Below are 19,040 nucleotides of genomic sequence, written 5' to 3'. Positions count from 1 at the left end.
CGCTGACGGCGGACCCGCACCGCGCCTCCAGACAGGCACGCACCCCCCAGACGACCGCACCGCACCGCACCACGCAGAGGAACAGGCCCACACCATGACCCACCACACCGACTCCCTCATCGGCTCCCGCGTCCTCGTGACCGGCGGGACCGGCTCCTTCGGGAAGACCGTCACCAAGCGCCTGCTGGCACGCGGCGTCGGCGAGGTCCGCATCCTCAGCCGGGACGAAGCGAAGCAGGACCAGATGCGGCACGAGATCGGCGATGCGCGCGCCCGGTTCTACCTCGGCGACGTCCGCGAGCCGGAGAGCGTCGGCCGGGCCATGCGCGGCGTCGACCACGTCTTCCACGCGGCGGCGCTGAAGCAGGTGCCGTCCTGCGAGTTCTTCCCGCTCGAAGCGGTCCGGACGAACGTGCTCGGCAGCCAGAACGTCGTGGCAGCGGCCGTCGCCGCCGAGGTCAAGTCGGTCGTGTGCCTCAGCACCGACAAGGCCGTCTACCCGGTCAACGCGATGGGCATCAGCAAGGCACTCATGGAGAAGGTCGCGCTGTCCTACGGCCTCAACAACCCGGACGCCGGCACGATCGTCTCCTGCGTGCGCTACGGCAACGTCATGTACTCGCGAGGCTCCGTGATCCCGCTGTTCGTCGACCAGATCCGCAAGGGGATCCCGCTGACGATCACCAACCCGGAGATGACACGCTTCATGATGTCGCTCGACGACTCCGTCGACCTGGTCGAGCACGCGTTCGTCAACGCCAACCAGGGCGACCTCTTCGTGAAGAAGGCCGCGTCCTGCACGATCGGCGACCTGGCCCGTGCGCTCGCGAACCTGTTCGACGTCCGCGGGGAGCCGTTCCGCGTGATCGGGACCCGGCACGCCGAGAAGCTGTCCGAGGCGCTCGCCAGCCGCGAAGAACTGTCCCGCGCCGAGGACATGGGCGGCTACTTCCGCATCCCGGCAGATGTCCGCGACCTCAACTACGCCGCCTACATGGAAGAGGGCGACCCGGCCCAGACCGAGCGAATCGCCTACGATTCGCACACCGTCGAGCGGCTCGACGTCGCCGGGGTCGAGTCACTCCTGCTCAGCCTGCCCGAGTTCCGCGCGGAGCTCGAGCGTGCCGGTCGTCGGACCGGACTGGTCGCCGCGTGACCCAGGTCATCAGCGGCCGCGCCGGGCTGGTCGGCTGGCACCTGCGCGCCGTCCTCCACAGCACCGGTGCGACCTGGCACGACGTCGACCTCCGCCAGCCGGACGTGCAGCTCGGCGAGGTCGACTCCATCGACCGGGCCGTCCACGTGGCCGGGATCACCCGGGGGACGACCGAGGACCTGCACGAAGGCAACATCGCGCTCGCCCGACGCTTCGTCGACGCGATCGACGCCACCGGTGCCGTACCCAGGCGCGTCGTGCACGCAGGATCCGTGCAGGCCTTCCGCGACACGCCCTACGGGCTCGGCAAGGCCGGCGCCTCCGCGGTCCTCGCCCACGCGGCCGAGCGCTGGGGCGCGGAGTTCCTCGACCTGCCGATCGAGAACGTCTTCGGTGAACACGGTGCCCCGGACCACAACACGGTCACGGCCACCTTCTGCCACCGGCGAGCACGTGGCCTGCCGATCCCCGTCGACTCCGACGCCGAGCGCGTCTTCGTCCACGCGCAGCACGTCGCGGACGCCCTGCTCGGGACGATCTCCCCCGCACGGCTCGCCGAGCTCGGGACGGTCATGACGATCCCGGCCCTCGCAGCCCGGCTGGACGAACTCGCCGCGGTGTACGACCTCGGAGAGGTCCCCGACCTCAGCAGTCCGTTCGACCGCGACCTGTTCAACACCTACCGAGCCGCCGTCTTCGACGTCCGACCGGTCCACCCGCTGCACGCGGCGCAGGACCACCGCGGCGCGTTCACCGAACTCGTCCGGGTCCACGGTGGGACCGGCCAGACCGGCATCTCGACGACCAAGCCAGGGGTCACGCGCGGGGACCACTTCCACCGGCGGAAGGTCGAGCGCTTCGTCGTCGTCGCGGGGCGTGCCCGGATCACGCTCCGGCGCGTGCTCACCGACGACCGTCGGCACTTCGACGTCGACGGGGGCCACCCGGTCGCGATCGACATGCCGACGCTCTGGAGCCACGCCATCACCAACACCGGCGACGAGCCGCTCGTCACCGCCTTCTGGACCAACGACCTGTTCGACCCGACCGCCCCCGACACCCACCAGGACCGCGCATGAACGCCCCCGCAGCAGACGCCCGCCGCACCAAGGTGCTGACCGTGGTCGGGACCAGGCCGGAGATCATCCGTCTGTCCTCCGTCATCCACCTGCTCGACGCCACCTGTGACCACGTCCTCGTGCACACCGGGCAGAACCACGACCGGCAGCTCAGCGACGTCTTCTTCGAGGACCTCGGACTCCGCCGCCCCGACCACCACCTCGACGTCGACACGTCGTCGCTCGGCTCCGTCCTCGGGGGCATCCTGATGCGTGTCGAGCGTGTCCTCCGCGACGAACGCCCGGACGCCGTGCTGGTCCTCGGCGACACGAACAGCGCCATCGCCGCCCTCATCGCGAAGCGGATGCGCATCCCGGTGTTCCACATGGAGGCCGGCAACCGGTCGTTCGACGAGAACATCCCGGAAGAGACGAACCGCCGGATGGTCGACCACCTGGCCGACTACAACCTCGTCTACACGGAACACGCGCGCCGCAACCTGCTCGCCGAGGGCATCCACCCGTCTCGGATCCTGCTCACCGGTTCGCCGCTGCGCGAGGTCCTCGGCGAACACGCCGACGCGATCATCGCGAGCGACGTCCTCAGCCGGCTCGGTCTCGCCGCGGACGGCTACGTGCTCGTGAGCGCGCACCGCGAAGAGAACGTCGACGAGCCGGACCGTCTGATGGCGCTGCTCGCCGCCGTCCAAGCGGTCGGCGACGCCCACGACCTCCCCGTGCTCGTGTCGACCCACCCACGGACGCGTCGATCGCTGAACGGGCTCGACGAGTCGACGTGGCCCCGCCTCCGGTTCCACGAGCCCTTCGGCTTCCACGACTACAACGCACTCCAGCGGTCCGCGTTCGTCGTCCTCTCCGACTCGGGCACGATCAGCGAGGAGTCCGTCATGCTCGGCTTCCCCGCGGTCACACTGCGCGACCGCATCGAGCGCCCGGAAGCCCTCGATGCCGGCTCGATGATCACGGCCGGCGTGCAGACGGCGCCGGTGCTCGAAGCGGTCGCCTTCGCCCGGCGCGTCGCCGAGACGACGGACCGGACGGGAGGCCCGGCGGACTACGCCATCACCGACACGGCCCGGCGTGTGGTCGCGTTCATCCTGGGGACGGCGCACACGCACCACGCGACGTCGGGCATCCGGAGGCGGCCGTGACGGCGCAGCCGTCCTCGCTGACCCTCCGGCTGTTCCGCTCTCGGGCGTCGGCAGCACTGATCGTGAGCTGCTGTTCGAGTGCGTCCGGCGTGCTCGTCGCCGTCGCAGTCGCGCGGTCCTCGACGGTCGCCGAGACAGGCCGCTACGGCGTCGCGGTCGCAGCGGTGCTGCTCGTGACGGCGCTCGCGCGGTCCGCCGTCGCAGATCCCCTGACGGCGACCTCGGGCGCCACCGGCGTCCTGCGTCGGACCGGGCGGGCGTCGGTGATCGGCCTCGGCGGTGCGGTGGTCCTCGGCATCGCTGCGATCCTGCTCCGCTCCGAGTACCTCGCCATCGGTGCCCTCGCGATCCACGGACTGGCCGTGCGCGACACCGTTCGCGCGGTCCTGCTGGCACGAGGGACCGCCTCCGTCGCGGTCGTCGCGGAACTCGTCGGCCTGGGATCGACGACGATCGCGTTCGGCGGGACGCTGCTCGGGGTGTGGGACAGCGTGACGGCGTTCGCGGTCTGGGCGGGCACCGGCGCCCTGCTCGGGTACGCAGTGTCGACGGTCACGAAGTCGACGCTCCGGCCGCGGTGGCACGACACACCGGTCCCGACCCCGCGGAGTCTCGCCTTCGGGGGCGACACCATGATCGGCAGCGGGGTCGTCCAGGTCGTCACCTGGATCGCCACCGCGATCGGCGGGCTCCCCGTCGCGGCGGCGCTGCGCGGTGCCGGCACGCTCGCCGGACCCGTCACCGTGGGGTTGACCGCGGCTCGTGCGGTCCTCATCCCCCACGCGGTCCGCCGCCTCGACGGCGGTGGCGGCATCCGCGGGTTGCTCGGCGACACGACGAAGCTCTGTGCCGTCGCAGCACCGGCCCTCGTGCTGCTCGCCGTGGTCCCCGAACGACTCGGCGTCGCCCTGCTCGGCGCCACGTGGCCGCTCGTCGCCCCGATCCTCGTCTGGACGGCGATCGAGCTCTTCGCCCAGCTCGTGGCCGCAGTGCCGGAGTCCGCGCACCGTGCGCTCGGCGCCGGTCGCAGGATCCTCGCCCTGCGGTGCACCACCGCGTTCGTCCGGATCCCGCTCGTCCTGCTCGTCGCGCCGTCGGGTGTCGGCGCCGTCGTCGTCGCCGCCGCTGCGGTCACGGCCGGCAGCGCGGTCATCTGGTGGATCAGCCTCGCCACACTCGCGCCGCGCCCCGTTCTGCTCCCGACCTCCGACTGAAGGACCCCGCACCATGCGCACACTCGCTCTCGTCGTCCCCGAGTACCGAACCCCCGAGGCACGCGGCGGTGGTCTGGCCGCCGTCGCCGACTTCGTCGTCGGCGCGGTCAGCGGGCCGGAGGTGCCGGCCGACGAGCGCTGGCGCGTCCGGATCGTCGCGCCCCGCATGTACCACCGAGCAGCCGAGCACCGGTCGGTGTTCCGCCCGGGCAGCCTCGTGCGTGGTCCGGTCGCGCAGCGCCGACCCGGCTCCGACCCCGAGGTCTGGGACGTCGGTACCTCGATGCCCGAGTTCGAGGCGAACCGGTACCGCCCCCGGCGTGCGCTGTCCGAGCTGGTGAACGGGTGTGACGCGGCGGTCGTCGTCGCGGGCACGCCGGCCATCGGCGCCGCGATGCGGGACGTCACCGTCCCCTGGGTGCTCAAGGTCGCGACCCTCGTCGAAGAGGAGCGCGCCGGCCGGCTCGCCGAGGCCCGGGGTCTCCGCGGGCTGCTGCTCCGCCGGGCCACGACGTCGACCGCGCGCCTCGACCGGGCGGCCCTGCAGTTGCCGGACGCGGTCGTCACGCTCAACGACACGATGGCAGCACGCCTCCGCGAACTCACTCCGCGTCCGGTGCACCTGCTGCCGACCGGGGTCGACACGGACCACTTCCGCCCGGCCGACCGCTGGGCCGCAGACGGACCGATCACGATGGTGAGCCGCCTCAACGACGCACGCAAGGACGTGCCGACGCTCCTCCGCGCCTACGCCCTGGCCCGCACGCGGCACAGACTCGAGAACCCGCTCGTCCTCGCGGGCCGACACGACCTGCCGACGGAACACCGCACGTTGATCACCGAACTGCACCTCGACGAGCACGTGCGGGTGATCGAGTCGCCCTCCGACGCCGAGCTCGCCGAACTGCTGCGCGCAACGTCGGTGTTCGCCCTGGCGAGCCGCGAGGAGGGACTCGGCGTGGTCTTCCTCGAGGCGATGGCCAGTGGGCTCCCCGTCGTGACGACTGCCACCCGCGGAGCCTCGTACGCAGTGCCTGCGGAGGCCGGACAGGTCATCCCCTTCGGCCCCGGCCTGGTCGACGACCTGGCTGCTGCGCTGGCGGACAGCGTGCAGAACGTGCCGCTGGCGGTCGAACGCGGTGAGGCCGCACGGCGCCACGTCCTCGAGCGCTTCGCCCTGCCCGTCGCCGAACACCAGTGGCGCACCCTGCTCGAAGCCGTCGCGGGCGGTGACGCACGGTGACCACGGTCCGCGTCCTCGCACCCTACTTCGCCCCCGCGGTCGACGGCGGCGGCCCGATCCGCACCCTGGACGCACTGACCCGCGCAGCGCCTGCGGACGTGTCGGTGACGGTCGTCACCCGCGACCGCGACCGGGGCCACCACGAGCGTCTCGCCGTACCGGTCGGTCCGGTCCGCGACGGCGACCGCCGTGTCCACTACGTCGACACGCGCGGCCTGCCCGGCCTGCTGCGGTTGGCGTCGGCGATCTGCCGCCGTCCGGCCCCTGACGTCCTCTACCTCAACAGCGTCTTCGACGCCCGCTTCGCCGTGCTGCCCCTCGTGCTCCGGCGGCTCGGCCTGGCGCGGCCCGCGTGCACGCTGCTCGCGCCCCGGGGTGAGTTCGACGCCGGGGCGCTCGCGGTGAAACGCCCGAAGAAGGCGGTCTTCCTGGCGCTCGCAGCCTCCACGCGCCTCTTCTCGGGGATCGTCTGGCACGCCTCGACCCCACTCGAGGCGACACACATCCGCTCGGTCGTGGGAGACGGCGCCGACGTGGTGGTCCGGGAGAACGAGACGTCGCTGCCCGAACGGGCCGAACGAGCACCCGTGCCGCGCTCCTCGCGGCTCGAACTCGTCACCCTGGGTCGGATCAGTCCCAAGAAGCGCACGCACCTGCTCATCGAGGCACTGGCGGACGTCGGTCGTCCCGTCCGGCTGGTCGTCGTCGGTCCCGACGACGACGCGGCGTACGCGCGCCGGTGCCGAGCGGCCGCCGCAGCCCTGCCCGACGACGTGACGGTCGAGTTCCGCGGCTCACTGTCGCACGAAGCCGCGATGGAGGCGCTCACCCACGCGCACGCCATGGCCACCGCGACCGCCGGCGAGAACTTCGGACACACGATCGCCGAGGCACTCGCTGCCGCACGGCCCGTCCTGCTCCCGGCGACGACCCCCTGGACCGATCGCGTGCGAGCCAGTGGTGGGACCGTGGTGGACGACCACGGGTGGAGCGAGGCGTTCCGGACGTGGGCAGACCGCGACCAGGCGGATCTCGAAGCTCGGTCGGCCGCGGCAGCCGACGGCTACGACGCCTGGCGGGCGACCGCGGCGGGCGCACCCCACGTGTTCGACCTCGTCCGTCCGTCGCGGTCCTGACGTCCGGCCGTCGAACGGCGCGGAGAACGAACCAGCCCGGTGCCGTGTCGGCACCGGGCTGGTTCGTTCATCGGGCGGGGCGTGCTCCGTTCAGCGCGCTCCGACGGGTTCCTGCACGAGCGGCACCGAGGCGGTCCCGTGGTTGCCCTCGAACAGCGCCATGGTGGCGTGGCCGGGAGCGGAGACGCCACGACGGCCGAGGACCGTGCCGACGGTTGCGAGGAGGATCCGGAGGTCGAGGACGAGCGTCCGCTGGTCGACGTACTCGACGTCGTGGTCGAGGCGTGTCGCCCAGTCGACGGCGTTGCGGCCGCGGACCTGCGCCAGGCCGGTGATGCCGGGTCGCACCTCGTGGCGCCGGGACTGGTGGTCGGAGTAGAGCTCCAGGTACGACATCAGGTGCGGTCGGGGCCCGACGATGCTCATCTCGCCCCGCACCACGTTGACGAGGTTCGGGAGTTCGTCGATGCTCGTCGCGCGGAGGACCCTGCCGAGCGGCGTGATGCGCTGGTGGTCGGCGTCGGCGCCGATCCGCTCGAGCGTCTCGTCGGAGCGCATCGACCGGAACTTCAGGATCTCGAAGCCGTGCCCGGAGCGCCCTGGCCGGGTCTGCCGGTAGAGCGCAGGACCGCCGTCGTCGAGCCGGATGAGGAGTGCGACCACCAGGAGCAGCGGCGACAGCACGACGAGCAGCAGGACAGCGGCGACCAGGTCGAACCCGCGCTTCCACGGGTCCCACGGACGGCGGGCGATCTGATCGGGGACGGTTCGGGTGGTCATGCTGCTGCCTTTCGGAGGACGTGTTCCAGGTGGTCTGTGGCGGCGTCGACGTGCATCGTCCGTTCAGCCGTCGTCCGCGCACAGCTGCTGAGCCGCGCACGTTCGCCGGCGTCGGTCGCGTGCGCCGCACGGAACGCGGCTTCGAGCTCGTCGACGTCCTCGGGGGTGACGACGAACCCGGCACCGCTGGACGCGACCAGGTCGGCTGCGTCACCGGGCACTGCGGCGATGACCGGGACACCGTGGGCCATGGCGTCCTGCAGCTTCGACGGGATGGTGACGGCGGACATGGCGACATCGCGCAGGGCGACGATCTCGAAGTCGGCGCTGGCGTGCACCGAGGCCATGTCGTCCGGTGCGACCGGAGGACGGAAGACGATGTCGTGCGCTCCCGCACGGGCGGCGAGGGCACGGAGGGCGTCGAGGGCGATGCCGTCGCCGACGAAGGTGAAGGACAGGTCGGGGAGGTCTGCGCACCGGGCTGCTGCGATGACGACGGCATCGAGGCCCTGGTTGGGGCCGATGGTCCCCGCGTAGACGACGTGGGTGCCGGGTGCCTGCGTCACCGCGGAACGGTCGGCGACCGCGTCGGGACGACCCCAGTTGCGGCAGACCGACGTGCGGTCGGGGTCGGCGCCACGGTCGATCAGCAGCTGCGCAGCGCCGGGCGAGATCGCGACGACACCCGCTGCGGCACCGTGCAGGACCCGCAGGGCCCGCAGGAGCACCGCGCGGACCGCCCTCGTGACGACGCCCGACGGGAGCATGTCGGAACCGGTGACGGACTCGGGCCAGATGTCCTGCACGTGCAGGACGAACGGGGTGCCGAGCAGACGACGCCAGAGCATCGGGGCGACGGCCGCCGTGGGTTGGGCACAGTAGACGTAGACGACGTCGGAACCCCGGACGAACCGGGTGGCTGCGAGGACCGACGCACCGAAGCTCACGTACGCGAGGATCCGCCGGAGTGCCCGGCCTGAGTGGTCCGGCATCATCGGGACGCGGCGGATCGCGATCCCCCGGTCGCGCTCGAGGTGTCGGAGTCGTTGTCGCCAACCGGGGAACACGCGGCCGTAGGGGTGGTTGGGAAAGCTCGTGACGACCCGGACGTCGTGCCCCCGCCGAGCGAGTTCCCGTGCAAGGGAGTCGGGCAGTGCGCCGTGCGTCTCCGGTGGGTAGTACTGCGAGACGACGGTCACGCGCAGCCGGTCCGACACGATATCCATACGTGAAATATTAACATCGATGTTTCGTCGAGTCGACAGCGTGAAGTTTACATTTCACATGTGAATAACTCGTGGGGAGCCGGTCCGTCTGGTGAGACTGCTTCGATGGACATCCCGGCTCATGCGACGAGACTCACCCAACGCATCACCGCCCTCGACGGGCTGCGAGCGTTCCTGGCGTTGCTCATCACGGCGTACCACCTCGGAGCCCCGGGGATCCACGGCGCGGTCGTGGCGCTCCCGGTCTTCTACGCGATGTCCGGAACGCTCATCACGAGCCTGCTCCTCGCCGAGGTCCGCAAGCACGGCAGGGTCCGCCTCCCCCGCTTCGTCCTGAACCGCTTCCTGCGGATCGCACCGCCGGTGGTCGTGCTGGTCATCGGGGTGTCCGTGCTGTGGCCGGTCGTCGGCGGGTTCAACCGATCCGTCGAGGACCTCGGTGTCGCCGCGACACTCGCCCTGACGTGGACGACCAACATCGCGCGGGCGTTCTTCGGCATCCGCCAGGGCGTTCTCGATCCCCTGTGGAGCTTGTCCGCAGAGGAGCAGTTCTACGTGCTGTGGCCCGTGCTGTTCGCCGTGCTCATCGGCTGGCGTCTGGGGCGACGTGCCCTCGTGGTGGCGCTGCTGCTCTTCATCGTCGTGGGCCCGGCGTTGTGCGCGCCCTTCTTCGTCCCGGGCGTCGATGCTGCCCCCGCGGCCGTCTACTACTCCCCGCCGATCAGCATGTCGTCGCTCGCCTCGGGGTGTCTCGGAGCCCTGGTGCTGGACCGGCTGCGGGCCACGGGTCGCTGGAGCAGTCGAGCAGCACGGGCCGCGACGTGGGGTGGCCTCATCGCCCTGCTCGCCATCGCCGCGGCGTTCCACCCGGGATGGAAGTCCGATCCGCTCCTCATCATCGGTGCGCTGCCGCTCTCGGGGGCTGCTGCAGCGTGCTTCATCGCCGGCCTCGGGACGGTCGAGACCCTGCCCGCCCGCGTCCTGAGCGTCCGTCCGCTCGCGTGGTACGGGGCCCGCGCCTCGTACTCGCTGTACCTGTGGCACCTCGTCGTCCTGGCGATCCTGACGCCGTACCTGGGCGGGGTGAGCGGTCGCCTCGGCATCCTCGTGGTCGCGGTGGGGATCGGTGCCCTGTTCGGCATCGCGGTGGAGCAGCCCGCGGACCGCTTCCGGAAGTGGGCGTTGCGCCCGCGTTCCTCCGGCCAGCGAGCGCTCGACACGGCAGCCGGTCAGCCGTGAACTAGTGTCGACCCGTGCGATGGAGTCGAGTGAACTGGCCGTCCGTGGGCTACGTCTCCCTCGAGGACTTCGACGGACAGCGGGAACACGTCGCCCGGGTGCTCGAGGACGCTCCCCCGGCCGTCGCCGCACTCCTCACCGTCAAGTGGACGGACTCCCGCATCGCGCGCTGGGACGTCGAGCACCCGGACCTCGAGCACCCGGACGACGACGATGACGACGACACCGCGACGACCGTCGACCTGCCGGGCCACGGCGTCCCCGACCCCGTGGTCGTGCACACCGAGGTCATCGTCCGCAACGACGAGGTGCTCGACACCCCGGACGGCCTGTGGCGCCGCTGGAACCACGCCAGGGTCACCCTCCGTCTTCGGGACGCGGTCGTCGATCCCCCGGGGACCGACCCCGCGGCGCTGCTCGCCGGCGACGCCCACGTGGTGCGCGGCGAGTTGGAGTACCTGCACGAGCTCGACCAGTGGGAGCTCCGCCTGCTCGTGTCCCCCGTCGGCGAGGTGGCGATCCGCTTCCGCGGCGTCCGGGTCGCGATCCGGAGCGTCCCCGAGTCCGTCTACACGGAGCTCGACGCTCGGCCGGCCCGTGGGTGGCACGGTCCGGTGCCCGATGGCTGGGTCGAGTACGCCACCGAGGTGGTGCGTGCCGCCGCGTACGGCGACCTGGGCGGGCTGCACCTGGCCGACGACGCGAGCGACGTCGACGACGTCGACCCGCGTTGGGGGTTCGCCCCGCTGCATGCCGCCGCGTGGTTCGACCGGCCCGAGATGCTCGAGGAGCTCCTCCACCGCGGGGCGTCGCTGCAGCTCACGGACACCGAGGGGCGGACGCCGCTGACGCTGGCGATCGACCGCGACGCACGTCGGGCGATCGACGTGCTCGTGGCTGCGGGCGCCGACCTGGAGGCCCGGGACGGCGACGGCAACACCCCGATCGTCCGCGCCGCATGGGGTGGCCACGCCGCGATCGTGCGTTCGCTCGCCGCCGCGGGTGCGGACACCAGGGCGCTCGGCTCACGGGGCGCGTCCCTGCTGATCGCCGCAGTCGACTCCGGTGACCTGGACACCGTGCGGTCGGTGCTCGCACTCGACGTCGACGTGAACGCCGAGGACGACGAGGGCTCGACCGCCACCGCGCGCGCAGAACTGCTCCGCGACCGTGCGGTCGCGGAGCAGTTGGCGCACTACTACTCGGGCAGCTGAACGAGCGGGCGGACTAGACCGTCGTCTCGATCGCGTTCGCCTGGGCGACCTTCCCGTACCAGCGAGCCGAGTCCTTCGGTGTGCGCTCGAACGTCTCCGGGTCCCACGACACCAGGCCGAAGGTCGGTCGGAAGCCGGACGCCCACTCGTAGTTGTCGAGGAGCGACCAGTGCTGGTAGCCGAGGACCTCGATGCCGTCCTCGATGCAGCGGTGGATCCCCTCGAGGGCACCCTGCGTGTACGCCTGCCGACGGGTGTCGTCGGCGGTGGCGATGCCGTTCTCGGTGATCATCAGCGGGACGCCGCCGGAGAGCTCCCACGCGCTGCGCAGCCCGTCGGCCGAGGCCTCGGGGTAGAACTCCCAGCCGGTCAGGGTCGTCTCGACGTCGTCCGCCACGGGCAACGGACCGGAAGCGCCGATGAAGGTCCGGGTGTACGCCTGCACGCCGAGGAAGTCGTCGCCGGCAGCGTTCTCGAGGTACCAGTCGTCGCGCGGGTACCCGTACTCGCGGAGCATCGCGTCCGCGCCGGGCTCGCCGTTGGACTTGAAGGCCTGGGTCGCGATGGTCCACCCGGATTGGAGGCCCGACACCTGTCCCAGCACCTCGCGCGACCGCTTGTGGCTGGCCAGCAGGGCGTCGGCGACGCCGAGGTCCGGGTTCGGCAGGCCGTAGGCCACGAGGTTCGACGCGTCCTCGCCGCCGGCGAGCATCGCCGCGATGTTCGGCTCGTTGATCGTGCAGACGTACCGGACGCCGTCGGACACCACGGGGAGCGCCGCTTCCGTGTACCGGGCGAACAGGTCGGCGGCGTCGGGGGCGCGCCAGAAGCCGTCGCGCTCGAACCAGCGCGGCACCGTGAAGTGCATGAGCGTGACGATCGGTTCGATGCCGAACTCGTGGCACGTCTCGACCATGCGGCGGTAGTGGTCGACCTCGGCGCGGCTGACGAACCCGCGCTCCGGCTCGATGCGCGCCCACTCGATGCTGAAGCGGTACGAGTTCAGGCCGAGCTCAGCGGCGATCCGGATGTCGTCGCGGTAGCGGTGGTAGCTGTCCGCGGCGTCGCCGGAGGGTTCGACGATGGTGGTGTCCGGCTCGTGCTCGTGCACCCACCAGTTCGAGTTGATGTTGTTGCCCTCGATCTGGTGCGCAGCGGTGGCGGCGCCCCAGAGGAAGCCCTTCGGGAAGTCGAGCGTGGTGATGACGGGGTCCTTTCAGTGGGCGTTCGTGTCAGTGCTTGCTCATGAACGTGTCGAAGACGGCGACCGTCCCGAGCGGGTTCTCGACCTGGGGGCCGTGGTAGCTCTCGGCGATGACGGCGTACTCGGCGCCGAGCCGCTCGGCCATGTCCGCCTGCCACGGGATCGGCCAGGCGCCGTCCCAGACGCCGTGCGCGACGAGGACCGGCAGCCCGGTCGCACGCAGGGCGTCGGTGGTGTCGGCGCGGTCCTCGAGGATCGCCGCACCGGCGAGCACGCTGAGCACGCTCGTGTGGTCGAAGCGTTCGCGGACCATCCGGACGTCGTCGGGCAGCTCCGCGTCGGGCCGGCCGGCCCAGAGCGGGTTCTGCGCGTCGAACAGCGCGCGGTTGGAGCACGTGTCGGCGACGATGGTCTTCTCGGCGGCCTTCCGGTACTGCCAGCCGTGCGGGCCGGAGCAGAACATCGTCACGTCGCGGAACGACGTCGGGGACGCGATCGCCGCGGCGCGGACGATCACACCGCCGAGCGAGTGGCCGATGAGGTGGACCGGTGCCCCGTCGTCGAGCAGTCCGGCGACGCGGACGACGTCCGCGGCCTCGTGCTCGAGCGAGTAGGCCGTGCGGTCGTCCGGTGCCGCCGAGTCCGCCTGTCCGCGGCGACTGATCGCCACCGCCGACCACCCGGCGTCGCGGAGGATCGGCAGGAACGTCCGCCAGTCCTCCTTCGAACCGGTGTAGCCCGGGACGATGAGGACCGTGCCCTTCGAGGGACCGGACGGGACGATCCGGTACGCGGTGAGCCGTCCGACCGGCAGGTCGATCCCGACGACGTCCACGCCGTCCGGTGTCGGCAGGTGGCCGAACGCCGGCACCGCCGGGAAGTCGTGGAGCGTGGTCACAGCCGCCCCTCCGCCAGTGCCCGTCGGGGGTTCGGCACGGCGTCGAGGAGGGCGATCGTGTACGGGTCCTGCGGGTTCTGCAGCACCTCGGCCGTGTGCCCGCGCTCGACCACGGCACCCTCGTGGAGCACCATGATGTCGTCGGTGATGAGCCGTGCGCTGAGCAGGTCGTGCGTGATGTAGAGGAGTGAGACGCCCCACTGCTCGCGCAGGTCCTCGAGCAGGGCGAGCACGCCGGCGCGCAGGGTCACGTCGAGCATCGAGACCGGCTCGTCGGCGATGATCACCTGCGGGTCGGATGCGAGTGCCCTGGCGATGACGACGCGCTGCCGCTGTCCGCCGGAGAGCTGGTGCGGGAGCTTCTGCGCGAACTGCTCGACCGGGGTCAGCCCAACGGTCTCGAGGAGCTCGAGCACGCGGTGCCGCGCGTCCTTGCCCGTCAGGTCCGTGTAGTTCGCGATCGGGCGGGACAGCGTGTACTCCACGGTGTGCAGTGGGTTGAGCGCCGCGTACGGGTCCTGGAAGACCATCTGCACCTCGGACCGGAGGTCGCGCAGACCGCGCTTGCCCAGCCGCGCGACGTCGAGGTCGCCGAACCGGACGGTACCGGTCGTCGGCTTCTCGACCCCGGTCAGGAGCTTCGCGATCGTCGACTTGCCGGATCCGGACTGGCCGACCAGGGCGAGCGACTGCCCCGGCTCGAGGGTGAACGACACGTCGCGCACCGCCTGCACGGGCTGCTCGCCGCGGCGCGGAGCCGGGTACGTCTTCACGATGTTCGAGACGACGATCGGGTTCTTCGCCGCCGAGCGCTCACGCGAGCCGACGGTGCTGAACGACGACGTCGCCTCCTGCCGCTTCTCGCCCGACGTCGCACGCTGCGACCGGTCCGGGAACCCGGGCAGGGACACGACCTCCGCCCGCGGGTCGGCGTAGTGCGAGAGCAGCATCTGCGTGTACTCGTCCTGCGGGTTGCGCAGGAGCTCCCTTGAGCCGCCGTCCTCGACGATGCGGCCCTCGTGCATCACGAGCACGCGCTCGGTGGCCTCGAGCACGATGCCGAGGTCGTGGCTGATCAGGATGGCCGTGAAGCCCTCGGACTGCTGCAGCTCGATGATCGTGTCCATGACGGCGTGCTGCACGAGCACGTCGAGCGCCGTGGTCGGCTCGTCGAACACCATGAGCTGCGGTTCGAGCGACAACGCCAGGGCGATCGAGACGCGCTGCCGCATGCCGCCGGAGAGCTCCCCCGGGAACCGGGCGAGCATCGACGTCGGCAGCTTCACCTTCTCGATGAGCTCCTTCATCCGGGCGTCCCAGCGGTCGCGCGACACGTGGCCGTGCGCCTTGAAGATGTCGATGAAGTGGTTCCGGACGGTGCGCACCGGGTTCAGTGCGTTCATTCCGGACTGCAGCACCATGGCGAAACCGCCCTGGCGCTGCTGGCGGAGTGCTTCCTCGTCGAGGTCGCGGATGTCGTGGCCGTTGAAGACGATGCTGCCGCCGTTCGTGCGCGCCGGCGGCTTCTGCAGCCGTGTCAGCGCGTAGCCGAGCGTCGACTTGCCCGAACCGGACTCGCCGACCAGGCCGACGAACTCGCCCTTCCGAAGCTGGAACGACACGTGGTCGACCGCCTGGACGGCCGTCTGGCCGGCCGACTCGTAGACGACCGACAGGTCGCGGACGTCGAGCAGGACGTCCGCAGCCTGCGGGGCGGACCCGGCACGGGCCTCCAGGGTGGATTCAGGCATTCTTGGCTCCCTTGGGACGACGCGCGCCCTCGCGCAGCCGCGGGTTGGAGACGGCGTCGACGCCGAAGTTGATCAGGGTGAGGCTCATCGCGAGCAGCGCGATGCAGAGGCCGGGGGCGAAGAGCAGGATCCACTGGCCGGTGAGCAGCGCGTTCGAGTTCTGCGCCCAGTAGAGGATCGTGCCCCAGCTGACGATCGACGAGTCGCCGAGCCCGAGGAACTCGAGGCCGGCCTCGGCCAGGATCGCGCTCGTGGCCGCCCCGAAGAACGAGCCGACGATGAGCGAGGTCATGTTCGGCAGGATCTCGCGGAACACGATGCGGGTCGCACCGTCACCGGAGAACTGCGCCGCCGTCACGAAGTCGCGGCCGCGCAGGGACTGCGTCTGGCTCCGCAGGACGCGAGCGCCCCAGGCCCAGCCGGTGACGACGATCACCGCGATGATGACGGCGATCCCGCCGTTCTGCAGGTACGCGGCGATGACGATCATCAGGGGCAGACCCGGGATGACCAGGAACAGGTTCACGACGAAGCCGATGACCTCGCCGATCCACCCGCGGACGTAGCCCCAGCTGAGGCCGATCGCGACGGCGACGAGCGTGGACAGGATGCCCGCGACCGCGCCGACCATCACGGAGATCCGTGCGCCGTAGATGATCTGGGAGAGGACGTCCTCGCCGGCGGCGGTGGTGCCCATCCAGTGGTCGGCGGTCGCGTCGGCGGAGCGGGCGAACCCGTTCTGGCTGGCGCCGTACGGGGCCAGGAGCGGCGCGAAGATCGCGACCAGCACGAACACCCCGAGGATGATGATGCCGATCCGGGCCTTCGAGTTCGACCAGACCACGCCGAACTGGCGGGCGGCGGCGCGGAGCTTGCTCGGCGCCTGGGCTGCTTCTTCTTGCGTGCGGACTGCGACTGTGGCGTCCGGAGTGGTGGTGTTGGTCATCGACGCGTCCTCGGGTCCAGGACGCCGTACATGACGTCCACGATGAAGTTGGCGATGAGCACCGACACGGTGATCATCAGGAAGAGGGCCTGCATGAGCGGGTAGTCCTGGCCGATGACGGCGTTGAACAGCAGGTAGCCGATGCCGGGGTAGCCGAAGACCTGCTCGACCAGCACCGAACCGCCGACCACGCCACCGAGTGCCAGACCGAAGCCGGTCAGGTTCGGCAGGATCGCGTTGCGGGCCGCGTAGCGGATCGCGACGGTGCGGCCGCGGAGGCCGTTGGCCTCGGCGAACGTCACGTAGTCGTCACCGAGGGTGTTGATCATCGCGTTGCGCATGCCGATGATCCAGCCGCCGAGGCTCGTCACCAGGATCGTCACCGCGGGCAGCACCGCGTGCTGCAGGGCGTCGGCTGCGAACGCTCCGTTGAGCCCCGGGGTCGTGGTCGCCGAGTAGGCGCCCGTCGTCGGGAACCAGTGCAGCACGTAGCCGAGGAAGAACAGCAGGAGCAGGGCGGTCCAGAAGTACGGGAACGTCGACATGAACGAGCCCGACAGCGTCGGGAGCGAGTCGAGCCAGGTGCCGCGCTTCCACGCCGCCGCGACACCGATGAGGGTGCCGAGCACGAACGCGAGGATCGTGACGACGCCGACCAGGATCAGCGTGTACGGCAGGGCCTTCGCGACGAGGTCACCGACGGGCTGCGGGTAGAACGTGTAGCTCGTGCCGAAGTCGAGGGTGATGACCTGGTGCAGGTAGCTGACGTACTGGTCCCACAGGTTGCCGGTGGGGACGCCGAGCTGGGCCTCGATGGCTTTCTTGGTGGCGTCGGTGACCGGACCGTTCTGGCTGAGCTTCGCGAGGGCTGCGTCGGCCGGGCTGCCGGGCATCAGGCGCGGGAGCAGGAAGTTCAGCGTGACCGCGGCCCAGAGGGTCAGGACGAACAGGACGAGTTTCTGCAGGATGTACTTCACTTCTGGTCCCCCTGCGCCTTCTGCTCCTGCAGGATCTGCTTGCCGGCTGCGCTGTCACGGAGCCGGAGCTTCGTGAAGATGAGCAGCGGCGCGGAGTCGTAGTTCTGCGGTGCCATGTACGGGTCCTTCGCGGTGGGCCACCCGACGAACTTGCCGGTGTTGAACAGGCCCCAGAGCCCGCCGTAGTACATGCCGATGACGGGCAGGTCGTCGTAGACGATCTCCTGCAGCTGGTTCAGGATCTCCTGCTGCTTCGCGGGGTCCGTCGTCGCCTTGTACTCGTCGAGGAGCTTCTGGGTGTCGGCGTTCTTGTAGCGCTCGTAGTTGTTCACCGTCGACTTGCCCACCGGCTGGTAGAAGTCGCTGCTGAGCAGGGAGTTGAACGCCTGGTAGACGTCGCCGTTGCCCATGCCGCCCATCGCCATGTCGAAGGTGCCGTTGTTGATGTTCTGCTGGTAGCCGGCCGGCTGCGGGGCCTGGATCGTCACCTTGATGCCGATGGCCGTCAGGGAGCGGCGGACCTCCTGCGCGGCGCGGAGCCAGTCCGAGTAGCCGTTCGCGGTCATGATGTTGATGGACAGCTGCTTGCCGTCCTTCATGATCTTGCCGCCCTGCTCGGTGTAGCCGGACTTCGCGAGTTCGCGCTTCGCGGCGTCGACGTCCTGCGTGATCATGCCCTGGTCGGGGATGTCCGGGTTGAGGTACTGCTCCTGGTTCGGCAGGATCAGGCCGGTCTGGCCCGCTGCCGACAGGTTGCCCTCGGAGGCGGTCTCGGCGATGTCGTCACGGTTCAGCGCGAGCGAGATGCCCTTGCGGACGTTGACGTCGTTGTACGGCGCCTTCGTCAGGTTCGGGATGAGGCCGATCACACCGCCGGCCGGGAACCACCACTGGTTCGTCTTCGACGCGGCGCCCCAGGTGCCCTTGACGTCGGAGATGAACGAGTACGCCCAGTCGTAGCCGCGGGTGACGGTGTCGAGCTGCGTGTTCGTCGCCGGCAGGATGAGGTGCTTGATGGCGATCTTGTCGGCTTGCCAGTACGTCGGGTTCTTGTTCATCGAGTACTGCTGGTCGGTGTAGTTCCCGAGCACGAACGGACCGGTGCCGACCGGGTTCGGGTCCCGCCACGTGGTCGGGTCCTTCACCCCGCCCCAGTGCTGCTCGCCGAGGATGTACGTCGCGCCGATGATGTTGAGGCTCGGGACGTCCTCGCCCTTGAGGTGGAAGACGACGTGGTCACCGTCCTGCTCGATGCGCTCGATGTGCTGCCAGGCGCCCTTGACGTCCATGGCGGGGAACTTCTTCAGCAGGTCGAACGTGAAGACGACGTCCTTCGCCGAGAACGGCGAGCCGTCGGACCACTCGACGCCCTGGCGGATCGTCATGTCGATGGTCTTCGCGTCGGGCTGGCTCCACTTGCTGGCCAGCCACGGGGTGCCCTTGCCGTCGAGCGGGTTGATCTCGATGAGCGGCTCGTACATCCACTTGGAGGCCGTGCGGGCGTTCGCGATGTACGGGTTGAAGTTGCGGTCGAACAGCGGGTTGCCGCGGTCCGCGTTGATGAGCATCGTGTCCTTGCCGATCGTGGGATCGGGTTCGGACCGGACCTGGATGCTGCAGCCCGTGGCCATGAGGGCCACTGCTGCGAGCCCGGCGATCGCCGCGACGAGTCGTCCGCGTCGTCGGGCGCCGTTGCGCTGTGGGGGAAGCGTCATTGCTCGGTCGACCTCCGTGTCGAATCGGTACTGGGTCAATGTATGCGCTTACATCGCGCAGCGCAACACCGGGGTTCCGTGCCGGGGCGGCACGGTGCGCGCTCGGTCGGC

The 19,040-nt window shown here is 70.5% G+C and carries 16 protein-coding genes; 8 read left to right on the top strand and 8 right to left on the bottom strand.

Annotated features, from left to right (window positions below; all coding sequences use genetic code 11):
- Window positions 1-94 precede the first annotated feature (94 nt).
- From ACGH48_RS02440 to ACGH48_RS02415, 6 genes are read left to right on the top strand one after another with little or no spacing between them, the layout of a single operon-like run.
- Complete coding sequence (locus ACGH48_RS02440) at window positions 95-1,156, top strand: SDR family NAD(P)-dependent oxidoreductase (RefSeq protein ID WP_396290044.1); 1,062 nt, start codon at window positions 95-97, stop codon at window positions 1,154-1,156.
- The gene (locus ACGH48_RS02435; RefSeq protein ID WP_396290043.1) at window positions 1,153-2,235 is read left to right on the top strand and encodes an NAD-dependent epimerase/dehydratase family protein; all 1,083 of its coding nucleotides are present in this window, start codon (window positions 1,153-1,155) and stop codon (window positions 2,233-2,235) included. The genes ACGH48_RS02440 and ACGH48_RS02435 overlap by 4 nt, the downstream gene beginning before the upstream one ends.
- Window positions 2,232-3,386 carry a non-hydrolyzing UDP-N-acetylglucosamine 2-epimerase gene (wecB, locus tag ACGH48_RS02430; RefSeq protein ID WP_396290042.1) on the top strand — a complete coding sequence of 385 codons (1,155 nt, stop codon included), beginning with the start codon at window positions 2,232-2,234 and terminating at the stop codon, window positions 3,384-3,386. The genes ACGH48_RS02435 and wecB overlap by 4 nt, the downstream gene beginning before the upstream one ends.
- Window positions 3,383-4,600 (top strand): hypothetical protein, encoded by a 1,218-nt coding sequence (locus ACGH48_RS02425; protein ID WP_396290041.1) that lies wholly within the window; start codon window positions 3,383-3,385, stop codon window positions 4,598-4,600. The genes wecB and ACGH48_RS02425 overlap by 4 nt, the downstream gene beginning before the upstream one ends.
- A 13-nt stretch (window positions 4,601-4,613) precedes the next feature.
- Window positions 4,614-5,843, top strand: coding sequence for a glycosyltransferase family 4 protein (locus tag ACGH48_RS02420; protein WP_396290040.1), 1,230 nt, complete (start codon window positions 4,614-4,616; stop codon window positions 5,841-5,843).
- Window positions 5,840-6,979 carry a glycosyltransferase gene (locus ACGH48_RS02415; RefSeq protein ID WP_396290039.1) on the top strand — a complete coding sequence of 380 codons (1,140 nt, stop codon included), beginning with the start codon at window positions 5,840-5,842 and terminating at the stop codon, window positions 6,977-6,979. The genes ACGH48_RS02420 and ACGH48_RS02415 overlap by 4 nt, the downstream gene beginning before the upstream one ends.
- A gap of 90 nt (window positions 6,980-7,069) precedes the next feature.
- Here the strand turns inward: ACGH48_RS02415 and ACGH48_RS02410 are convergent, their stop codons facing one another.
- On the bottom strand, window positions 7,070-7,759 hold the full coding sequence (locus tag ACGH48_RS02410) for a sugar transferase (RefSeq protein WP_396290038.1): 690 nt from the start codon (window positions 7,757-7,759) through the stop codon (window positions 7,070-7,072).
- A complete protein-coding gene (locus ACGH48_RS02405) occupies window positions 7,756-8,985 on the bottom strand; it encodes a glycosyltransferase family 4 protein (RefSeq protein WP_396290037.1) in 1,230 nt (409 codons plus the stop codon). The genes ACGH48_RS02410 and ACGH48_RS02405 overlap by 4 nt, the downstream gene beginning before the upstream one ends.
- Before the next feature lie 105 nt (window positions 8,986-9,090).
- Between ACGH48_RS02405 and ACGH48_RS02400 the strand changes: the two genes are divergently transcribed.
- A complete protein-coding gene (locus ACGH48_RS02400) occupies window positions 9,091-10,224 on the top strand; it encodes an acyltransferase family protein (protein WP_396290036.1) in 1,134 nt (377 codons plus the stop codon).
- A 14-nt stretch (window positions 10,225-10,238) separates the two neighbouring features.
- Complete coding sequence (locus ACGH48_RS02395) at window positions 10,239-11,438, top strand: ankyrin repeat domain-containing protein (protein ID WP_396290035.1); 1,200 nt, start codon at window positions 10,239-10,241, stop codon at window positions 11,436-11,438.
- 13 nt (window positions 11,439-11,451) lie between these two features.
- Here ACGH48_RS02395 and ACGH48_RS02390 read toward each other — a convergent pair whose 3' ends face one another.
- The 6 genes from ACGH48_RS02390 to ACGH48_RS02365 are packed head-to-tail and all read right to left on the bottom strand — an operon-like array spanning window position 11,452 to window position 18,929.
- Window positions 11,452-12,642: a glycoside hydrolase family 1 protein gene (locus ACGH48_RS02390; RefSeq protein ID WP_396291151.1), complete on the bottom strand. Its 1,191-nt coding sequence runs from the start codon at window positions 12,640-12,642 to the stop codon at window positions 11,452-11,454.
- A gap of 28 nt (window positions 12,643-12,670) precedes the next feature.
- Complete coding sequence (locus ACGH48_RS02385; RefSeq protein WP_396290034.1) at window positions 12,671-13,540, bottom strand: alpha/beta fold hydrolase; 870 nt, start codon at window positions 13,538-13,540, stop codon at window positions 12,671-12,673.
- Window positions 13,537-15,291, bottom strand: a complete 1,755-nt coding sequence (locus tag ACGH48_RS02380; protein ID WP_340197473.1) for an ABC transporter ATP-binding protein — start codon at window positions 15,289-15,291, stop codon at window positions 13,537-13,539. The genes ACGH48_RS02385 and ACGH48_RS02380 overlap by 4 nt, the downstream gene beginning before the upstream one ends.
- Window positions 15,284-16,237: an ABC transporter permease gene (locus ACGH48_RS02375; protein ID WP_123310532.1), complete on the bottom strand. Its 954-nt coding sequence runs from the start codon at window positions 16,235-16,237 to the stop codon at window positions 15,284-15,286. The genes ACGH48_RS02380 and ACGH48_RS02375 overlap by 8 nt, the downstream gene beginning before the upstream one ends.
- Window positions 16,234-17,214 (bottom strand): ABC transporter permease, encoded by a 981-nt coding sequence (locus ACGH48_RS02370; protein WP_123310534.1) that lies wholly within the window; start codon window positions 17,212-17,214, stop codon window positions 16,234-16,236. The genes ACGH48_RS02375 and ACGH48_RS02370 overlap by 4 nt, the downstream gene beginning before the upstream one ends.
- Complete coding sequence (locus tag ACGH48_RS02365; protein ID WP_396290032.1) at window positions 17,211-18,929, bottom strand: ABC transporter substrate-binding protein; 1,719 nt, start codon at window positions 18,927-18,929, stop codon at window positions 17,211-17,213. The genes ACGH48_RS02370 and ACGH48_RS02365 overlap by 4 nt, the downstream gene beginning before the upstream one ends.
- Window positions 18,930-19,040: the final 111 nt, after the last annotated feature.

This window comes from Curtobacterium pomorum, from assembly GCF_044497295.1.
Taxonomy (GTDB): domain Bacteria; phylum Actinomycetota; class Actinomycetes; order Actinomycetales; family Microbacteriaceae; genus Curtobacterium.
This window is presented reverse-complemented; position numbering and strand designations above follow the sequence as displayed.

What these genes read in the sequence shown, in the direction of transcription:
- ACGH48_RS02440 (WP_396290044.1), top strand. Translation starts at nt 95, where the DNA reads ATGACCCACCACACCGACTCCCTCATCGGCTCCCGCGTCCTCGTGACC.
- wecB (WP_396290042.1), top strand. Translation starts at nt 2,232, where the DNA reads ATGAACGCCCCCGCAGCAGACGCCCGCCGCACCAAGGTGCTGACCGTG.
- ACGH48_RS02420 (WP_396290040.1), top strand. Translation starts at nt 4,614, where the DNA reads ATGCGCACACTCGCTCTCGTCGTCCCCGAGTACCGAACCCCCGAGGCA.
- ACGH48_RS02410 (WP_396290038.1), bottom strand. Translation starts at nt 7,759, where the DNA reads ATGACCACCCGAACCGTCCCCGATCAGATCGCCCGCCGTCCGTGGGAC.
- ACGH48_RS02405 (WP_396290037.1), bottom strand. Translation starts at nt 8,985, where the DNA reads ATGGATATCGTGTCGGACCGGCTGCGCGTGACCGTCGTCTCGCAGTAC.
- ACGH48_RS02400 (WP_396290036.1), top strand. Translation starts at nt 9,091, where the DNA reads ATGGACATCCCGGCTCATGCGACGAGACTCACCCAACGCATCACCGCC.
- ACGH48_RS02380 (WP_340197473.1), bottom strand. Translation starts at nt 15,291, where the DNA reads ATGCCTGAATCCACCCTGGAGGCCCGTGCCGGGTCCGCCCCGCAGGCT.
- ACGH48_RS02375 (WP_123310532.1), bottom strand. Translation starts at nt 16,237, where the DNA reads ATGACCAACACCACCACTCCGGACGCCACAGTCGCAGTCCGCACGCAA.
- ACGH48_RS02365 (WP_396290032.1), bottom strand. Translation starts at nt 18,929, where the DNA reads ATGACGCTTCCCCCACAGCGCAACGGCGCCCGACGACGCGGACGACTC.